Origin of the sequence: Acidovorax sp. LjRoot66 (genome assembly GCF_964253305.1) — a bacterium.
Classification (GTDB): Bacteria; Pseudomonadota; Gammaproteobacteria; order Burkholderiales; family Burkholderiaceae_C; genus Acidovorax.
Map to the genome: position 1 here is coordinate 445,437 of NZ_CAXUQU020000002.1, position 17,929 is coordinate 463,365.

A 17,929-nucleotide genomic window follows, 5' to 3' on the forward strand; every position below is an offset into this window, starting at 1 on the left:
GCTTTCGTCAAGCATTGAGGCCGATGTGTGCCTTCATTGCCGAGCGCTCCGCGTGCGCCGTCGCCGAAATAACCGATTCGACCCCTTCTGCGCCAAGCTGGCTGTACCTGAGGTGCTTCGTGAGCAGCAATCGCTGATTGCTCTCATTGCACCGCACCGTCCACTCCAAAGTTACGTCATCAAAGCCGCTCGGATGGACATCAAGATCCTCCGTCGTAAATCCTGCCTGTACCGCTGCAATCCAGAGGAGCAATCCCTCCAAGACCCCTTCGGAGAAAACTGCAGGTGTGCCAGCCCAATACGATTTCGTTTGAACAGCGCGTTCCTCATTCTGAAATGCAAGCTCCCCGCAAAGTTTTTCTTGGAGGGCATGCGCCCTACCCCCAACGTCCCCCGGGAAAATGGGCGGCTCATTCAACTGAGACACCGATCCCAAGATAAAGGCAAGTTCCGGTACGAAGCATCGATCTGTCGCCTCGCCTTTTTCTATCTTGAATCGAGGAATGGCGAATGCCGACGGCCTCACCAGGACATCAAGTGCACGGCGTACCTCCCCTGCTGTCAACCGCGCGATGACCTCGTAGGTTGGGATGAAATTGAAGTACCGGGCCTGATTCCTGAAGCCGAACCAGTCGCTGATCCATTGAGCGACGAGTGTCGAGCCCTTGGCGGGCGAGCTTGATCCTTGGCGAGACGCGGGCTTGCTGCCCCTGCTGGTGGTGATGGGGATCACCCACAGCGCAGAGTGTTCGCACGCGCCGACATTGCCCAAAGCGTGCGATGCGAACGGCGCCGTCAGCCTGATTTGGTGATAGACCTCCTCAGGCTGAGGACTTGTCCTTACCAGTTGCTCCAGCGTCACGTCGTCGGCGCGGGCTAAGGCGCGCGACACGGCCAGGAGGTCCGAGAGTTCGGGCAGTTGTTGGATTGCGTTGGTTGTTTCAATTCGTCGGCTGGGTGCAAAGGTCATTGCCTCAATCTAGCCCACGCCATCGCTCGGTCAACCCCGCAAAGGGACTGGACAGGGATGCAATGCAGGGTATTTTGAGTACATGCACAACGCCATCACCACGACCAAACGCCAGCTCTGCGAAAAGCGCACGCTGTCGAATGCCCAGTACCACGCGGACAAGGACGTGCTGTCATCCACGATGCTCAAGACGGCCTTGGTCAATCCCGCTCACTACATCGCGAGCCTCACCGAGCTGAATACCTCCTCGCCCCAGAAACTGTTTGGCACCCTCATCCACGCGCTGGTGCTGGAGCCGGAGACCGTCAACCAGGTAGTGGCCCTCTACCCCGGCCTGCTCGGCAAGGACACCGCTTCCAGGGAGTTCCGCAAGATCAATGAGGGCCGGCTGTGCCTGAGCCTGGCGGACTTCTTTGCAGCCAAGGCCATGGCGGACAAGGTGCGGGAAGCGCCATTCCGGGGTCGCCCCTTCTGGAAGTACATCGAGGAAGGGGAAGTGGAGGCAAGCTTCTATTTTGACGACCCGACCACGGGTATCGCCTGCCGCACGCGCCTGGACCTACTGCACCCCGATTTCACCTTCGACCTTAAATCCACGCGGCATAGCGCCCCAGCCCAGTTTCAGAAGGACGCGATCGCTTTGCATTACGACCTTTCGGTCTACATGTACACACTTTCCCGGGTGCTCTACGAGCAAACCCCCGCCGCGAAGCCATTTGTCCTGGTGCCTGTGGATTCGGCTGCCCCCCATGGCGTCCATTTCATGCCGTGCAGCAACGATTTTCTCCGCAACGGTGAAAGGAAATATGCAACCGCGCTTGCGACCATCAAAGCCTGCAGTGACGTCGACCATTGGCCATCTCTTGATGGTGAATATGAAATGGATGTCCACCATTGGCAGACATTCACCCCCGAACTCGCAACTTGGCGCAAACCAGCTGCGGCGTTCAATTGATTTGGTTTAAGATGAAATACCGTAAAAAATAGGTTTAAACCGATGAGCAGCTATAAAACACTATTGGCGCAACGTGAGCGCCTTGATCAGCAAATCCTCGAGGCGAAAAAGCGGGAACAGGGAGACGCTGTTTCGCAAGTACGATCGCTGATTGCCGAATTTGGACTGACATCCGAAGACGTTTTCCCGGTTCGTCGTAGAACCACCGCCGGTTCTTCGGTTGCGCCCAAGTACAAGGACCCTGCGACAGGCGCGACCTGGACAGGCCGTGGCAAGCCGCCACTATGGATCAAGGACAAGGACAGGTCCCAGTTCGCAATGGCGGACTGAGGCCTGTAACCCCGTTGCTGCTCATGCGGCGGATCGAAGGGCCCCTTGGGGCCCTTTCTCGTTTCTGGCCACCGCTTCAATGGAGCATTGGGTTGATCGAGACAACTGAAGCGGCATAGGGGCGCACCAATGGCGCGCAATCGGTGGAACGAACGGATCAGTTTCGAGCGCTACCTGGGCATGTAGGAAAGCCAAGGCCCCAACTCCAGGAAATCGAAAGATCCCGCGCCCGCCCACGGCCGTGCCATCGAGCAGATCGGCATAGCACACTGACGGTCAGGATTGAGATTTTCAAAACTATCAGCGCTGAAAGTCGCTCGCTACTGCAGCGAAAATTTTCAATCTCGCAGTCTGGTTCCCATGGCCCCAAAAGCTACCTCCCTGCGCATTCGGATGCACTCAAGGGCTTCTTCAAGTGTCGGGAAACAGCCCCAGTCTGACCACTCACCAACCGTAGTGTGGTCCACGCATCGAACATCAAACTTCACGCCGGTAGGCCAAGCTCGCTCCCACGCTGCACTCAACTCCTCGTGCAGCAATTCATTCTTTGGCCTCTCATAGCGCTCCGTGAGAACAAATGGGCGCATGAGCCATCGCGAAATTTCATTCGCTGAAGTGCACATTTCTTCTGTATGCAGTCCAGGATTCAATAGAACGCCGTCCACTAGCCGTTCGGCGATGAAAATGTGTCCGTCGAGTTCAAAATGGGCCATTCAAAAGATCTCCAGCCGTGCACGACTCGGCGTTCTTAGAGTGGGAATATGGCGCAATTGCTCTGACGAACGGCGCCCCATCAAACTGCAGTCGAAATCTTCGCCACCGCAGCCACCCGAGAACCAAGATCGGCCTTGACGTAGATCGCGGTCGTGTTGATCGATGCATGCCCTAGCAACGCCTGCACTACAGTCAAATCCTTCTCGCTGGACTTTAGCGCATGGTGGGCGAATGTATGGCGTAGCCAATGGGTCGAGGCCTTTGAAAACGTGCCGCGCATGGCGCCCTTCGCCTCCAGGTCCTCCCCCGCTTGCACTGCGCATTCACGAAAGAAGCTCTTGAGTTGCGAGTACATCGCCGATGCTGACAATCCCCCATCCACATTGACCGACCAGTCCTCCAAGTGCGCTGTCGACATACCATCTACGACCAACTGCGTAGCCTCGCCGGCTAAACGGCGTCGGTCAGCGTGCCGCTTCTTGGCCATCCCTTTGATCCAGCGCTCATCGAGTATGCCGATGAGGGGCATGTCCTGAAGCTTGAGTCCGCGATAGTGCGCGAGCACGCCGTCTGCCGCCAATTCCTGCCGGTCCGTGAGATGCGCTAGCAGCGCTTGGTAGGTCGCTTCGTTGATTGGCACCATGCGCATGCGGCGGCCTTTGCCCTCAACACTCAAGACTAGGTCGTCAGTGTCTCGCCCTTCCAGACGGGCTCGCGCCAGGTCACCCCATTTGGCCTTCTCCACCTCTTCCCGCCGCAGTCCTGACGATTCCAGCAAGCGGATGATCGCAGCCAGCCTTCGCTTTTTGCCCCCCTCTTCCAGGCCTTGGAATGTGTCTCCGATCACCTGAAGGTTCTGCACAGAGAACGAACGCATGACATCCATGGTCGCGGTCTCGCGCCTTTGCGTTGCGATGCCCTGCGCAGGATTGCTGATGAGGTAACCCTGCGACTTCCAGCTCGCGAACATGGCGCCAATGGCGGCAAATGTCAGAACCACGCTGTGATCGTTCAGTGGCGCGCGAAGCGGCCGCCAGTCAGCCTCAGCCTTCAGCTTCCGTGCATTGCCTTCCTGCACCCAGTGCGCAGGTGGGTTACGGAGGAATGCCTTGAACTCCAGCAAATCTACCGTGGTGAGCGACGACAGAGCCGTACGGCGTTCGTGGATCGCCCAAAGCACAAGGCGTTCCACGGCTCGACGATAGCTCGTCTGCGTCGCCTGTGACTTCTCCTGAATGATCGAAAACCAAGCCTGCACCGCTTCAAGGTCATTGGCAGCATTGAAGGTATTGGGCCGCTCACTGCGAAACGTCCCATTTTCGCCCCGCAGCTCGAGCGGCCAATTCGAGTGGGCAAGCGGCAAGATGGCCGAAGGCTTCTCCACCCGGCTGCTCGCAAGCGCAGCCATGCCCAACGTGGGGAGGCCTTCGCTGGGCCTGACACCCCACTTAAGCAGCCAATTCTCCAACGCGCTCGCGCGGGTGATCCCGTACCTCGGCACCTCGTTGAACCAGCGAGTGCCCCGCAGCGCGATCCAGTCCACAAGATCCCCTAGGAAGATAATTCCGGCGCGGTTCATGGCATCGCGCTGCGCCGAGCTCAGCGAGATCCATTGCTCCAATCTATGTCCACGTTCAGGTGCGACGGCAAGCTGAGCACTCAGCCAGTCGATTGCTGCAAGAAGAATCTCCATACGAGCGACGTTGCTCAGTACCCTAGGCTCCGCGGCCACACGCTGTCTGGCAACTTCATCTATTGAACCTGAGCCAGGCTCATGCGACGGGCCAGATGCGGATTCGGCTGCGTACTCCGCTGCATACATCTCGATCAACTCGGCTTCGCCAAACATCCCTTCATCGAACTCGCTCGCAAACGCTTCAAGGCTCGGTACGACTCGCAACGGGGGACTCGCTGGACGAGCCTCCTCGCGAGACGACTCGCTGGCCACCGGTGTCGGCGACACGCCGATTTGCAAGGTCTGGAGGTCAACCAACATTCGCCGCGCCGTCGAAGAGTCCGGGAGTTCGCGCGCGCCACTCGTTATACGCCCCACCAGTATTTGGCAGAACGAAATCAATGCAGCGCGTTCTGGTGGGCGCCCGGGCCAGACTAAGTACTGCCTGGATGCGACCGTCAGATCCACGCCCTGGGCGATGGCTCTGAGGAACGCAAACTCGTCCGCACTGACATGGCAGTGGGCGGTGCGCGTCTTGGAGCCGAGCGGACGCCCACGTCGGGGCTTGGGCCGATCCAACTTAATGGCTGGCACCTCGGTAGGTTCGTCCACCACCACCGTAGCGTGGGTTCGCGTTGATTGAAGGCTGTCGCTTGCAGTCATGTCGGGGTCGTTGTCGATGGTGATCGCCGGGCTCTGCTGCCCAATCGCAGCCTTCATAGTAGCTACCGCACTTTTTCACTCAATTAAAAAGGCGATAACTATAATTATCGTCACTATAAAATTAAATGTAAATCATAGACCGGACAGCTCGTTTCGAGGCAATCAGCAGTAGGGAATGCTTTCGATCTGGCCGCCACAGTCTAAATTTGCCCCATGCAGCGCCGCCTTCACCCGAGCCAAGCTGCCGCAGATCGGCAAATTACATCGCCTGGGCGCTGGACTTCGAACTTCCCATTGGGTCCAGCCGGGTTGCCTGGTACAGCTAATTTTTGCGAGATTTTTCGCTTATAGGCGCGAGTCGCGCGCTCAATAAATGGTCACTCACAGGCGCCCTAGCCTCCTTTGGACATCAACGAGGTGGCGACAGAAGCTCTGCAGCTCAGGACTCTCCTGCGCCAAATGCAGCGTTAAGCGTGCTTATAGTGGCCTGCTGTCGAATTCCGTCTCGGTTGAGCTTGTGCGAGAACCAGGGCTTACTTGCTAGCTGGAAAGGGGCCGGTTCTCACGATGCCCCACTCCGACTACGTCGCGCCTCGTTCTACCTTCTCAGGACTGGCAGCAGCGGCGTAGAGATCGCTGAGAGCGAAGTGCAGGTACTGGCTAGCTGGATGCGGCCCCAAACTCCTCGATGAATTGGGCCAACGCCTGGGCGGTGGGCTCGCCCCACAGCTCCTTCGCGTACCAGGGCGCGAAGATCCCTCGCACCGCAGCGCTATCAAGTCCCTTATCGAGCTTCAGAGACTTCGTGGCGTGATGTGCCTTGAACGATTCGAAAAGCGTCTTGCGTTCTACATCATCCAGCTCCTTGTAGACCCCAAGCGCCTCAACGGCCCTAGCAGCAAGGAAGCGCTCCATGACATTTCGTCCGCTCGCCTTGCCTGACAACGAGCCTGCCTTTGGAGCCGCCAGGGCTGGCATGGGCGTCGGATTGCGCGCGAGTTCTTGGAGAGCCCAACGGAAGTAGCCTGCTGGCGTCTCAAGAGGGGTCATCCCCTTAGACTCGGCACGAGCTTCCACCCGAGTAATAGCGGTGCGCAAGACGTCGTCACTGTGCTGGGCGACCAGGTCGCTGGCGTCTGCCTGGCTGAAGCCGAACTTCATAACCCGGGTCATCAACTCCATGTCAATGATGGGTGGTGCGGGGAACTCCAACTGGGCTTGCTTTGTCTGCTCGACCCTAAACTGCAGCTTCTCAACGCGTCGGCCGTTCTTGTGCTCGATCAGTTCGATGTTGATGTCAGTGAGCGCGTTGATTTCTGCGATGGCCGGTTTTAGCGTGTCGCGCTTGAAGTACTTGTAGACAGGTGGCGTCGAGTCCGAAATGGAGTTGCCGGTGATCACGCCGTACCAGTGCTCATAGGTCTGAATGAACGTGACCTTCGATGGATTGGTCGCATAGCGACGACAAATTTCGTATAGCGCAAGCGCTGACCCCGATTTGAGGGAGCTTTGGTAGACGATCGAGAGCCGGGTGTATGTGCTCGGAGCCATTACTTGCTCGTGCACCTCCGGGGGAAAGGCAAAACCGAACCACACTTGGCCCCCGTGCTTGTTTAGCCCCGCAGGGTTCACCAAAGTAACGGAGGAGACCAGCCGCTCGCTCGTCCATTGTCGCTCGTTCTCCATGAGCAGCTTGATGTTTTGCATCTCTTCAAGTTGCTTCTTCAGGTACTGCACGTCCTTGCTGTCATAGGCAGCGTCCCGGGCGAGATCTGAAAGAGGAATCCAGAAGTACTTCTTGGCCGCAGCTGTGTTGATCGGCGCGTTGAGCCCAGGAACTTTCATTTCCTGAGCGTGGTACATCATCACGTTGAACACCTTGCGAGAAAGCAGCGAGAGGTTGCCTTCTACCACCCGCAAGCCAATGGCTTCGTTGGTCTTGCGAAACTCGCGAAGGTCGCCGGCATCTATCGTGACGACCTCCCCTGCTTTCGCCTTGCTCTTCCTCGCCATCGCATGGACCTTTCCTGAACGGTGCCTGATGCGCGCTGCCAAGCGACCGGCTCTAACGGTGAAATTTCGGCGAGATTCTCTCACCTTTCGATGAGGACGTCGAGTGTTCACCTTTGTATCGGTTTGTGGCAGTTTCACCTTTCCGAAGGTGATGACGGCGTTGACGATTGAAACATCGCTGTGTTGCAACCATTCGCTGAGCCAGGTGAGACCGTGCAGAACATTGGGCGGCAGTTGCTTGGCCCAGCTGAAATTCGAAGCAATCAGCGTCTGTGGGGTCTGCCATATTGTCCACACCCCGTAGAGGCTCACCTTTCCGTACTTTGCCCCTGAATCCACTCACCTGTAGTCCCTGTACGAACTCACCATTGGGGTGTCCGGCCCCCGGAGCGTCTCACCTATGTCCCTGTGCGGGCTCACCTCAGTCCCCGAATCCACTCACCTCAACGGCTCGCAAGCCGCACTGGCCTTAGGTTTCGCAGCGCTTAATTGTATTTAAGGTTTCCAAGGATGTTTAATATAAAAAGACTCAACTGCGCGCTGGCGTTGCATGCGAGATCCAATACCGAACATCAGATCGCCAAAGTGCTGACCGGCGACGAACCACGTTGATCCACCGCCAACGCACTATCCAGAGCCAGTCCCTGTAAAAGCTCACCGTCTCGGATGCCTCGCTTAGAGAAGTCTGGCGTTTTACCTAAGTGGCTGGCCAACCAACTAGGTCCGTCTGTAGGCCGCATTCCCTGTAGAAGCTCACCGTTAGCTGATGAGTACGAGTCCATCCTACCGGGGCACGGTCAGCAAAGGGTGTTAGACAGGTCCCTGATGGAGCTCACCTTTTGCGGTCGGTTAGTAAGGATCGTGGCGATAGCGGTCGGTCCAGATCGGATAAACAACGGCATAGGCACCATTTGTTCGCTCCCCGTAGAGGCTCACCCTTCCCAGGATCGGCTTGGGATAAGGCTATTTTTAGGAGCAAGCACACACTTCTATTCTTCTGCTCCGACCAGTAGTCGCTTGTTAGTCCCTGTTGAGTCTCACCTTTGGTGCTCTACAGAGACGTCTGGTTGGACGAAATGGAAGTGCTGATCGGTTTAGCCACCACCAGTGAGAATCGCGTCCTGGACAGATTGGAGGCACCCGCCCTGGGAACTAGTCGCGCATCGGACGTCCCTGTAGAAGCTCACCTTCGATGCGCAGGTAGGTTAAACCGCCCTCTTTTCCTCCCTAGAACCGCAGTTTGTGCGGGCCCTGGAAAAGCTCACCTTTAGGCATTGCGTGGGTGTGGGCCCACTCTGGCACTGCATCCCACCCGCAGAGATGGGTGCGTCCGCGAGCGCGAAAAGAAGGGTCTATTCTCGCTCCCTGTAAAGGCTCACCTTCGATGAAAAACGAGGTCCATATGAGCGCTTGAAAGATCCGCAGAGAGGCAGCAGACCAGTGAAGCCGAGATCGCATTGCTAAAGAGCTTCCAGGCCGTTCCTTGCGGGCCTTCCTCTTGGCAATAGCAGTATCCACTCCCTGTGGAAGCTCACCTTTGGTTTCCGTCCGACCAACCCATCTACCGCAGTTGAGCAATTGCAAGCACCATCGTGCACACCATGCCTCAAGAGATTCCGATTAGCGCTCCTGCGCCCCACGCACTCGCCGGATCTACAGCGCGCAATTCAAGGCTGAACTGATCGCCGCGTGCCAGCAGCCCGGCGCATCGATTGCCGCCACGGCGCGTGAACATGGCATGAATGCCAACGTGGTGCATCGCTGGCTCAAGGAGCACCGTCAGGGCCTACACCCGAGCGCATGCGATACAGCGCATGCTGTTGCGAGCTGCATCGCCCCACACTGCGACGATGCAGCGGCTGAGCCCATGGTCGATCCACAGCCTGTTTGCGCCCCAGCACATCAGGCCCATCCGGTGCCTGCCAACCCCGCACCCGCCTTCATCGCCATGACACTGGGCTCGCCAGTGATGGGTCCCCAGGCAGCGGGTGCACATGCGGCCCCCACCAGTGCTGCATCGGCAGCTGCCTCCTCAGACATCCGCATCGAGTGCTGCCATCACGGCACCCTCGTGACGGTCAACTGGCCTGTGGGCGCTGCTGCCGAGTGTTCCCGCGCATTGCAGGGTCTGTTGCAGGTGCTGCGGCAATGATACGCATCCAGGCTGCCTGGCTTGCCACTGCCCCGCTGGACATGCGCGCCGGCACCGACACGGCGCTGGCCCGGGTGGTCACCGTGTTCGGCGCCGCCCACCCCCACCACGCCTATCTGTTCGCCAACAAGCGCGCCAACCGCATCAAGGTGCTGGTGCACGACGGCATCGGCATCTGGCTGGCGGCTCGCCGCCTGAACCGGGGCAAGTTCATCTGGCCGGCACCAGGCAATGAAGAGTGGCAGTTGGAGTCCGATCAGCTCCAGGCCCTGGTCCTGGGTCTGCCCTGGCAGCGCATGGGAAGCGCCGGCATCATCACCGTGGTCTGAAGCCGCCGTGCAATCCGTGGATCTGCGCATGACAGCGCAGTGCCATCCTGGGCACACTGCCTGCCATGTTGATGCAGCCGCAATCCCTGGATCATCTGAGCGCCGAGCAATTGCGCGAGATGACCGCGCGCCTGCTCACCGAGCTGCGCCACAGCCAGGCGCTCAACGCCAAACTCGCTCAGGGGCATTCGCCAGCAGCACACCAAACCGGTGCTTGATGCGCTGCACGAATGGATGGCGCTGTAGCGGCAAAAACTGCCGGACAGCTCAGCGACGGCCAAGGCGCTGGTCTGCGCTGACTCGCCTCGTTGATGAAGGGTAATTGCCCGTGGACAACATCTGGATCGAAAACAAGATCCGGCTGATTGCCATTGGCAGAGCAACTGGCTGTTCGCCGGCAGCTTGCGCGCGGGCCAACGGGCGGAGGCTGTGATGAGCTTGGTGCAGTGGGTCCGCATGAACGGGCATGACCCCTATGCCTACCTCAAGGGTGTGCTGACGCGGCTGCCCACGCACAGGGCCAGCCGGGTGCAAGAGTTGCTGCCGCATCGTTGGCAAGCTGCGAGCGACTGATCGATAGCCGGCTGGGCGGATGCGGTCAACAGGGGATTGCCGCGTGTTCACAACCTTTGGACCGAATTCTCGATCAGTCAGCCAGGCCGAATCGGGATCTCAACTCGGCGACGAGTGCGGCCCTTTCTTTTGGATCCGAAAGCACAACCTCCAGTGCGACCTTTCCAGAGTCCCATTCCTTGAGGGATCCGATCTGTTGACCGGTGCGTTGGATCTTGTACTGACGGGACGTTTCTTTCGGCTTGCGCTTCTCGCCCGTATCAAGCTTCGCCCGTATCGCGCTGACCTCCCGAGACGACAGGTCCTCTTCGATGATGCGGTTTACTAGCGCAAGTACTTCTGTCTCGTTCACTTTCTTGGCGGCCAAAGTAATCTCGTAGCCAACGAACACACCGAACTTTTCCGGCTTATCGTGCATCCGGTCGAGCACAGCGGTGGGAAGATTCAGCAGTGCAATGGTCTTGTTCACCGTTGAGAGCGAAACCCCCAGGAGCTCAGCGATCTGCAACTCGGTTTGCACCAAGCCTTTGTCGATCAGCTTTCGCCACGCGAACGCGTTGTCCAGGCAACTTTGCGCGCTGCGTTCCTCATTGAGCAGCCAGCTCACACGGTAGAGTTCGAGATCGCCCTCGTGTGCACGGATTACTAAGTCAACGGTGTGTTGACCAGCTGCGGCCAGTGCCTTTTTTCGGTAGTGACCATCGATCAGAAGGTAGTCGCCAGGAATCGTCGGGTGCTCTATCGCTGATGCTGGAACGAGTTGACCGCGAGTCGCAATCGACGCCGCCAATTCCTTGACGATTTCAGGATCGTAGATGTGGCGAGCATTCAGCGGGTTCTCATGCACCCTATCGAGAGGTGCGGAGACAATCCGCTGGTGAAGCGGGACGGGACTTTCAGCGCTGAAAGTCGGGCCGGCCGGCACCTCTGCAGAGGCGACTGCTGGGGGCGCTGCGACAGCAAGGCCAGCTGGACGCTCGGAAAGCACTGCATCCGCTGCGGCAAACCGGGCGTGTACATCCCGCTTTTCAGCTGAGAGGGAGGCTCGCATAGCCGCTTTGCGGTCGACTTTGGAAGTCATTCTTTAGTCCTTAGTTCTTGCGGGAGGGAAGGTTCAATAAGCCGAGCACTTCTTCGGCCATTGCCTCCACCTCTTCCACGGCAGCTGTGGCGCGAGGAACCTGGTGAACGGTGGATCCAAGGATCTGAGCCTCTCTAAATGCGGCTCGGGAGCCCAGGGTTGCTTTGAGGAGAGGAAAGTCCTTGTCCTCATCCAAGAGCTCCAACAGTTCCTTTGCCAACGAAGTCGAGCGCTGAACCATGTTGGCAACGACCCGTGCGACGAGTTCTTCGTTGTTGGCCTGCGCCGCCTCTGCCAATTTCTTTGCAGACTCCGCGGCCCAAATATCCGCCGGGCTGGGGACCAGAGGTATCAACGCCAAGTCGGAGACCAGCATGGCTGAAGTGGGAGCCGCAGAGTTCATTGCAGGAGGACAATCTATGAATATTACATCAAATTTATCGATGTGATTTCTTACTTCCCTATGCATCTTCCCCTCCATAGGGGCAAGGCTCATCACTGAAGCTGGGAAAGGACGCTCTTCCGGTGCAGAACTCGCCCACCGGCTGGCGGTCCCTTGTGGATCCATGTCGACCACTAGCGACGTGTAGCCGCGAAGTCCTAATGAGCCGGCCAGGCTCATTGCGATGGTGGTCTTCCCGCAGCCGCCCTTTTGGTTGAAAACCGTGACCACTTTTGCTGTCATTGCCTACTCCTTAGAGGTGGGCGGACTTTCAGCGCTGAAAGTCTCGCCCGATTCACTGATGTCGGAATTTTAGTCCAATAAACAAAGAAATAACATCTAACAACAAGGGAATAATAATTTCTTGTCAAGATTTGCTCATTGGGTGCTCTTCGAGGGGTGTTCGGGCGGGGCATCCTCGTCATGCTGCAATGTCACAACTTTCAGCGCTGAAAGTTCCTCCAGTCGGCGTAACTGGCAGGTGGAATCGTCAATCCTTGTGCATTCGCCTGAGTGTTTGCTGTTTGGGTATGTAGGTGTGCTGTGGCAGCGAGGAGTTGATCAACTATTGGTAAGTAGCGGAGAGGCCTCATGGACTTTCAGAGCTGAAAGTTGAGCGCAGAATCAATCTTCCCTGTTTGAGGGTGATCTCATGACTCCCTTAAAGCGAGCTGGAACTTGTTCTTTGTTGTAAGCCTGAGTGCGGTCTGCCCGTCGCGGAGTTTCTTAGCTCAGGAGTGGTCTGAATTTTTCGGTTATCAAAGCCGATACGACTTCAAGTTTTCCAGTATAGAAAATTTATATTTTTTCGGCTTGGACGTTCTTTTGTTATCTACTGGGTGTGGTGCGCTTCATTGGTGACTTTCAGCGCTGAAAGTCGAGCGGTTCGTTCTCAAGCGAGAGGGAGTCGGTCAATGGCCGCTTTCACGCGCGAACGCATTCGTTTGGAAACTAGGCCAAAAAAGCCCCCGATGAATTCCAGAGCCTCTTCTGTGTTGGAAAGACGCTCTGCAGCACGTTACTTGATCTCGAAATCGGTTCCTTGTATGCAATGCAAATCGGCGGCTTTGATGTGCCACTGGGCCGGGGGTGCAATCACCGCGCCTTAAATGGTGTGACGCTTGCATGCAGCAGTGTCGAAGTCGCCGGAGAACTATTGTTCGCCGACGCCGTGAAGCGTATTGCGGGCCACCTGTAAGCGATTTAACGCTCGTGTTTCCTCGGCGAGTCCCGCGCGATGACAGGTGAGGGAAAAGTCCGTGGTGCTTGTGGCGAGCGATTCTGATCTTATCGCTTGCTAATTGAGCGAATTTCCTTTTTCGTCGGGAAATGGCCTCTGCTTGAAGGCATGCGGATGGTCAAAGCGGGTAGGTGAGGGCGGTGTTCCGCGCGGAACAGCAGATGCCACTTGCTAAGCGCAGCCCTCGCAGCAGGTCCCCGTGCAAGCTCACCATTGGCTCTAGTCCGTTGGGAGACCCCCCGGCTCTGCCGGGGAGGCAGTAGAAGTTTGACGTATTCGTAGGTATGGATGTCCATCGCAGAAACTGCCAATCGTGAGCCGCCAAGCAAACGAAAGGAAGAACTGGATGGACAAGATAGAAAGCCTAAATCACACGAAATGGGACTGCAAGTATCACGTGGTGTTCATACCGAAATGTCGAAGAAAGACGCTGTACCTGGAGCTGCGAAAGCACCTGGGGGAGGTGTTTCGGACATTGGCGAGTCAAAAAGAGAGCCAGATAGAAGAGGGGCATCTGATGCCGGACCACGTGCACATGATGCTATCGATACCGCCGAAATACGCGGTGTCGCAGGTGGTGGGATACATCAAGGGCAAGAGCGCGATCCATCTGGCCAGGGTGTATGCGGAGCGCAGAAGGAATTTTGTAGGCCAACACTTTTGGGCGCGAGGGTACTTTGTTTCGACGGTGGGACGAGACGAAGAGGTGATCCGAAACTACATAAGGCACCAAGAGGAGGAGGACGCGAGATTGGAACAGCTTGGATTGTGGAGGTAGCGGCCACCGAATAGGTGGCGCAAAGAGTTGGGGCCGCGTTAGCGACCCCGTTTAGCCGCTTTGAGCGGCTCACATCCCGAAAGCCCCCGGCTTTGCCGGGGGATGGTTACTCCCTGGCAAGCCGAGGAAATCGATCACATGCCCCCTGAGAACTCCACCGACCAGCCAGGCGTACGCCACCACCGCCCCGTGCTGATCGATGACGAGGCCGCCCCTGGCGGCATGCTGGCCGCTCCCGGCGCCCGCCTAAAGCGCCGGCGCGGACGGCCTTTGGGCTCCAAGACGCGCACGGAGCATGGACACGTCACCGCCGACGAGTTCGCGTTTCTGCGTGCGCTGGCCCAGGGCGTGGACCTGACGGTGGCCGCGCGCCAGTATCTGCTGTGGCCCGGTCGCATGCCGGAGCGGGCCGCTCTCGAGCAGTTCAACCGCCAACTGCTGCAGCGGGTGGCCGCAGGGGCTGTGACCTTGGGTGACAGCGACACAGCGCGCGCCATGGTGCAGGATCTGCTGGCACTGCTTTCCGTGGGCAAAAGCCGTCTACCTTCCGCCCAGGAGATCGCCGAAGCGGCGCCACCTCTGCTGTCCAGCCCGGATGTGCCTGCATCCCAACCCGCATCGGCGCCGGAGGCCACGGTGCCGACGCTGGAAGAGTTTGCAAGCCAGTTCGACGAGGATATGTACGGCGAGGCCGAGCTGATCGAGATGTACGAGGCCGAGTACCCCGGCGGCACGGCCACTGCAGGCGCGCCCTTGGCGCCGGAGCTGCAATTGCCTCTGGAACCGGCGCGAGGGGAGGGCGTGCCCGTGGCCGCAGCTACACGCCAGGCCCCCACGTTGGCCACAGGAAGCGCTGCCGGCCGTATCGAGGTACTTCTCGGCGCGATCGACTGGCTGGGAGCGCGCCTGTCGGTCGTGCCCGAACTGGGGCATCCCATCGTGCAGTGGATTCGGCTCAATCCCGACCAGCAGCAGGCCCTGGCATCGGCGGGCCTGATCACTCTGGGCAATCTGGTGGACTGGATTGCGCTGCGCGGCGAGCGCTGGTTCAAAGGGGTGCCGCGATACGGCGTTGCCCGTGCCCGTGCCCTGGAGGCCTGGCTCCTCAAATGGCGCCTGCAACCTGCGCAGGGTCTGCCAAAGATCGGGCTGCAGCTGGCCAAGGCCGCGGCCCTTACGGTGGCCAAGCCGGCCGAAGGGCTCGTTCCTGTGCAGCGCGGGCCGGCGCCGGTCACGCAGGCGACCTGGCCCAGCCATTTGCGGGGCGAGCAGGGCGTGTACAGGAGTTACAGTCCCAATACCCTGCAGGCGCACGATGACCTGGATGCCGTGCAGGCTTGGTTCAAGCTCATTGAGCGCAGGTCGCCAGCCACCCAGGCAAGCTACCGACGCGCAATCGAGCGGCTGGTCATGTGGGCTGTGCACGAGAAGAACACTGCGCTGTCCTCGCTCAGCAGCATGGACCTGCTGGAGTTTCGGGATTTCCTGGTGAAACCGCCCGAGCACTGGATGAACTCCAATACGGGTAAACGTCGCAACGACGGCGGCGCCTGGCGGCCGCTGCGCGGGCCCTTGAAGCAAGGAAGCCTGAACCTGACGTTTGCGGCGATCAGCTCGATGTACTCGGCTTGGCGCACGTCCAACTACCTGTCCGCCAATCCTGCGGAGGGCATACCCACCGGACCAGGCCGGGAGGAGGCCACCCTGGACACCAGCCGTTCATTGTCGGAGCAGGACATGGAACTCGTGGCCACCACGTTTCAGCAGCTGCCCGATGGCCCCGGAAAGCGGCGGCTGGCGGCCGTACTCCAGTTGCTGGAGACCTCAGGCCTGCGCCGTGCCGAGTTGGAAGGTGCGCGCTGGGGGGCGCTCTCGCGCGCCCGCGTGGATGGCCGGGAAAGCGACCACTGGGTGCTGGCGGTGGTGGGCAAGGGCAACAAGAAGCGTGAGGTACCAATCCATGTCGACGCCATGCGGGCGCTGGAGGCCCACCGCCAGGACCGGCGCGCGCTGCTCGCCAGTGGCGTGCTCAAGCGCTATGGGAACGTGCCCGATAGCGAACTCCCCCTGATCGGAGTGCTTGACGAGCGGCGCAGCATTAAGCGAGGTGAGGCACCAGGTGCTGCGGCCGGCGGTGGGGCAGGACGCCAAGATGTGCCACCTGGAGGAGCGGTAGCCGAGGCCGGTGTCTGCGGGGAGCTGTCGGCGCCCGCGATCTATGCGGAACTCAAGCGGTTTTTCGCGCTGTGCGGCCAGACCAGCCGGGATACCGACCAGCAGGCGCGCTTCTCGAAGGCCTCCACGCACTGGATGCGCCACACTTTTGCTCACCTGTTGCTGCGGGTGACCGGCAAGAACCTGGCCATCGTCCAAAAAGTGCTTGGCCATTCCTCCATGGCGACGACGGCCATCTACGTGCAAGCGGACCAGAAGGACACCATCGCTGCCGTTGGAGCAATCAGGTCCACACTCGGATCAGTGTGACGGTCACGGCGAGGCGGGCAGGGCAGGGTTTGGGCACGAGGGTGACTGTGTGATCAAAGAGGTTTCCAGGCGCCATGCCTGGCCCGCCAGGGTGAGGGTGAACGCGCCCGTGCTGCTGCCCGCTTGCGTCAGGCCCCTGACTTACTCCTGCTGCACCAAGAGTCGCGAAGTGCTGGTGCGCCACATTCCCAGTGGCGACTTGGACACGCTGCGCAGCGTGGAGCTGTTGCAGGTGGGAGGGCAGGCCTACCGGATCAACGCCGGGGGGTTGCAGCAAGTGCGGGAGTACGCGCTGGCCGGGCATGTTGTCGAGGTGGGGGCCCAAGAGGTCATGCTGATGGGGTGCCTGCGTTCTGACGACTCGCGACCAGCATAGGCAGGGCGCAGATTCCCGTCCATGCCTTCACGGCGGCACTGACCCAGCCTGCGCGATGGCGTGTGCCTTGGTCTAGGTTAGGTACCGTCAGTTGGAGGGCCGTTGACGAAATAAAGCTACCCGGTTGCTGCCATGCCAGGCAAGGGGCAAAGCGCAGCCATGGCCAGTGTGGTGGGCCTGCGCTGCGCCAAAGACCTGCACCACGCAGGCGATCAGGCAGTCCCGGCACGAATGTCCACAGGGTCCACTGCGAGCCGCATAGCATCGATGTGCATCGTAAGCGGACGGTGAACTCATCTTGAGCCGTTCTGCTCGATAGGGCATCGTGTACACGAAGGAGATCGTGGACACGATGCTAAGAGAGTCAACACTCGAAGTGCCCAAGCGCCGGGCATACTGCGCGCAGTTGAAGGCCCAGGTCCTGCTGCAATGCTCTCAGGAGGGGGCGTCGGTCTCGGGCGTCGCGCTCAGCCACAGCCTGAACGCGAACATGGTCCACCGCTGGATCCGAGAAGCGCGTCAGCGCGTTCTGGTCGAGGCGGCTGAAGCATCAGGTCAGCAGTTCGTGCCACTTCAACTGCAGGATGCCACTGTGATTGAAGCCGAGGCCGGTACAGCTCCTGTGCCATCTGAGGCGACCGGTTCGAGCTGTGCAATCCGCATCGAGGTGCGCCGCGGATCGGCTGTCGTCTCCATCGACTGGCCTACCGAATGTGCCACGTCCTGCGGGGCCTGGCTGCGCGACTGGCTTCGATGATCCGCATCGACGCCGCCTGGCTGGCCATTGCCCCTATGGACATGCGTGCAGGCACCGAGACGGTACTGGCGCGCGTGGTCATCGTCTTCGGAGCTGCCCATCCCCATCATGCCTACCTCTTCGTCAACAAACGCGGCAACCGACTGAAGGTGCTCGTGCACGACGGGATCGGCGTCTGGCTGTGCGCGCGCAGGCTGCACCAAGGCCGCTTCGTGTGGCCGATGCCAGGTGGCGCGCAACAGCTCTCGATCAGCCAGGCACAGCTGAGTGCCCTGGTCCTCGGCCTGCCATGGCAGCGCCTTGGCGACGATGGCGTCATCGCGCTCGTTTGAGGCAATTACGCTCGCCTGGCAATCCGGGCATTCGACAGTTCCTCGCTGGCCCAATCGGATCCACA

Annotated in this window: 16 protein-coding genes and 1 pseudogene; 11 read left to right on the top strand and 6 right to left on the bottom strand. The window is 59.3% G+C overall.

Features of this window, described 5'->3' with window-relative positions; genetic code table 11:
- Positions 1–7: 7 nt before the first annotated feature.
- Positions 8–970 carry a hypothetical protein gene (locus ACSQ3Y_RS34360; RefSeq protein ID WP_436180462.1) on the bottom strand — a complete coding sequence of 321 codons (963 nt, stop codon included), beginning with the start codon at positions 968–970 and terminating at the stop codon, positions 8–10.
- Positions 971–1,052: 82 nt separating this feature from the next.
- Between ACSQ3Y_RS34360 and ACSQ3Y_RS34365 the strand changes: the two genes are divergently transcribed.
- Together ACSQ3Y_RS34365 and ACSQ3Y_RS34370 are read left to right on the top strand one after the other, a co-directional pair.
- Positions 1,053–1,925, top strand: coding sequence for a PD-(D/E)XK nuclease-like domain-containing protein (locus tag ACSQ3Y_RS34365; protein WP_436180463.1), 873 nt, complete (start codon positions 1,053–1,055; stop codon positions 1,923–1,925).
- 42 nt (positions 1,926–1,967) lie between these two features.
- A complete protein-coding gene (locus ACSQ3Y_RS34370; protein WP_436180464.1) occupies positions 1,968–2,255 on the top strand; it encodes an H-NS histone family protein in 288 nt (95 codons plus the stop codon).
- A 338-nt stretch (positions 2,256–2,593) separates the two neighbouring features.
- Here ACSQ3Y_RS34370 and ACSQ3Y_RS34375 read toward each other — a convergent pair whose 3' ends face one another.
- The 3 genes from ACSQ3Y_RS34375 to ACSQ3Y_RS34385 form a co-directional block, all read right to left on the bottom strand.
- Positions 2,594–2,968 carry a hypothetical protein gene (locus ACSQ3Y_RS34375; protein WP_436180465.1) on the bottom strand — a complete coding sequence of 125 codons (375 nt, stop codon included), beginning with the start codon at positions 2,966–2,968 and terminating at the stop codon, positions 2,594–2,596.
- An 80-nt stretch (positions 2,969–3,048) separates the two neighbouring features.
- Complete coding sequence (locus tag ACSQ3Y_RS34380; protein WP_436180466.1) at positions 3,049–5,364, bottom strand: tyrosine-type recombinase/integrase; 2,316 nt, start codon at positions 5,362–5,364, stop codon at positions 3,049–3,051.
- A 603-nt stretch (positions 5,365–5,967) separates the two neighbouring features.
- The gene (locus tag ACSQ3Y_RS34385) at positions 5,968–7,632 is read right to left on the bottom strand and encodes a replication initiation protein (protein ID WP_436180467.1); all 1,665 of its coding nucleotides are present in this window, start codon (positions 7,630–7,632) and stop codon (positions 5,968–5,970) included.
- 1,339 nt (positions 7,633–8,971) lie between these two features.
- Here ACSQ3Y_RS34385 and ACSQ3Y_RS34390 point away from each other — a divergent pair.
- The 4 genes and pseudogenes from ACSQ3Y_RS34390 to ACSQ3Y_RS34405 all read left to right on the top strand — a co-directional run.
- Positions 8,972–9,472 (top strand): transposase, encoded by a 501-nt coding sequence (locus ACSQ3Y_RS34390; RefSeq protein WP_436180493.1) that lies wholly within the window; start codon positions 8,972–8,974, stop codon positions 9,470–9,472.
- A complete protein-coding gene (gene tnpB, locus ACSQ3Y_RS34395) occupies positions 9,469–9,801 on the top strand; it encodes an IS66 family insertion sequence element accessory protein TnpB (protein WP_436180468.1) in 333 nt (110 codons plus the stop codon). The genes ACSQ3Y_RS34390 and tnpB (ACSQ3Y_RS34395) overlap by 4 nt, the downstream gene beginning before the upstream one ends.
- A 65-nt stretch (positions 9,802–9,866) precedes the next feature.
- Positions 9,867–10,019 carry a hypothetical protein gene (locus ACSQ3Y_RS34400; protein WP_436180469.1) on the top strand — a complete coding sequence of 51 codons (153 nt, stop codon included), beginning with the start codon at positions 9,867–9,869 and terminating at the stop codon, positions 10,017–10,019.
- Positions 9,970–10,374, top strand: a pseudogene (locus tag ACSQ3Y_RS34405) (IS66 family transposase); the annotation flags it as partial. The gene ACSQ3Y_RS34400 and the pseudogene ACSQ3Y_RS34405, both read left to right, overlap by 50 nt.
- Before the next feature lie 73 nt (positions 10,375–10,447).
- Here the strand turns inward: ACSQ3Y_RS34405 and ACSQ3Y_RS34410 are convergent.
- Both ACSQ3Y_RS34410 and parA read right to left on the bottom strand, forming a co-directional pair.
- Positions 10,448–11,455: a ParB/RepB/Spo0J family partition protein gene (locus ACSQ3Y_RS34410; RefSeq protein WP_436180470.1), complete on the bottom strand. Its 1,008-nt coding sequence runs from the start codon at positions 11,453–11,455 to the stop codon at positions 10,448–10,450.
- 10 nt (positions 11,456–11,465) lie between these two features.
- A complete protein-coding gene (gene parA, locus ACSQ3Y_RS34415; protein WP_436180471.1) occupies positions 11,466–12,140 on the bottom strand; it encodes a ParA family partition ATPase in 675 nt (224 codons plus the stop codon).
- A gap of 1,343 nt (positions 12,141–13,483) precedes the next feature.
- On the opposite strand from parA, the gene tnpA (ACSQ3Y_RS34420) reads away from it, so the two are divergent.
- The 5 genes from tnpA (ACSQ3Y_RS34420) to tnpB (ACSQ3Y_RS34440) all read left to right on the top strand — a co-directional run bounded on the left by tnpA (ACSQ3Y_RS34420) (position 13,484) and on the right by tnpB (ACSQ3Y_RS34440) (position 17,864).
- A complete protein-coding gene (tnpA, locus tag ACSQ3Y_RS34420) occupies positions 13,484–13,915 on the top strand; it encodes an IS200/IS605 family transposase (protein WP_007849472.1) in 432 nt (143 codons plus the stop codon).
- A 138-nt stretch (positions 13,916–14,053) separates the two neighbouring features.
- Positions 14,054–16,399 carry a tyrosine-type recombinase/integrase gene (locus ACSQ3Y_RS34425; protein WP_436180472.1) on the top strand — a complete coding sequence of 782 codons (2,346 nt, stop codon included), beginning with the start codon at positions 14,054–14,056 and terminating at the stop codon, positions 16,397–16,399.
- 199 nt (positions 16,400–16,598) lie between these two features.
- Positions 16,599–16,775, top strand: a complete 177-nt coding sequence (locus ACSQ3Y_RS34430; RefSeq protein ID WP_436180473.1) for a hypothetical protein — start codon at positions 16,599–16,601, stop codon at positions 16,773–16,775.
- 325 nt (positions 16,776–17,100) lie between these two features.
- Positions 17,101–17,532: an IS66-like element accessory protein TnpA gene (gene tnpA, locus ACSQ3Y_RS34435; protein ID WP_436180474.1), complete on the top strand. Its 432-nt coding sequence runs from the start codon at positions 17,101–17,103 to the stop codon at positions 17,530–17,532.
- Positions 17,529–17,864 (top strand): IS66 family insertion sequence element accessory protein TnpB, encoded by a 336-nt coding sequence (gene tnpB / locus ACSQ3Y_RS34440; RefSeq protein WP_436180475.1) that lies wholly within the window; start codon positions 17,529–17,531, stop codon positions 17,862–17,864. The genes tnpA (ACSQ3Y_RS34435) and tnpB (ACSQ3Y_RS34440) overlap by 4 nt, the downstream gene beginning before the upstream one ends.
- Positions 17,865–17,929: the final 65 nt, after the last annotated feature.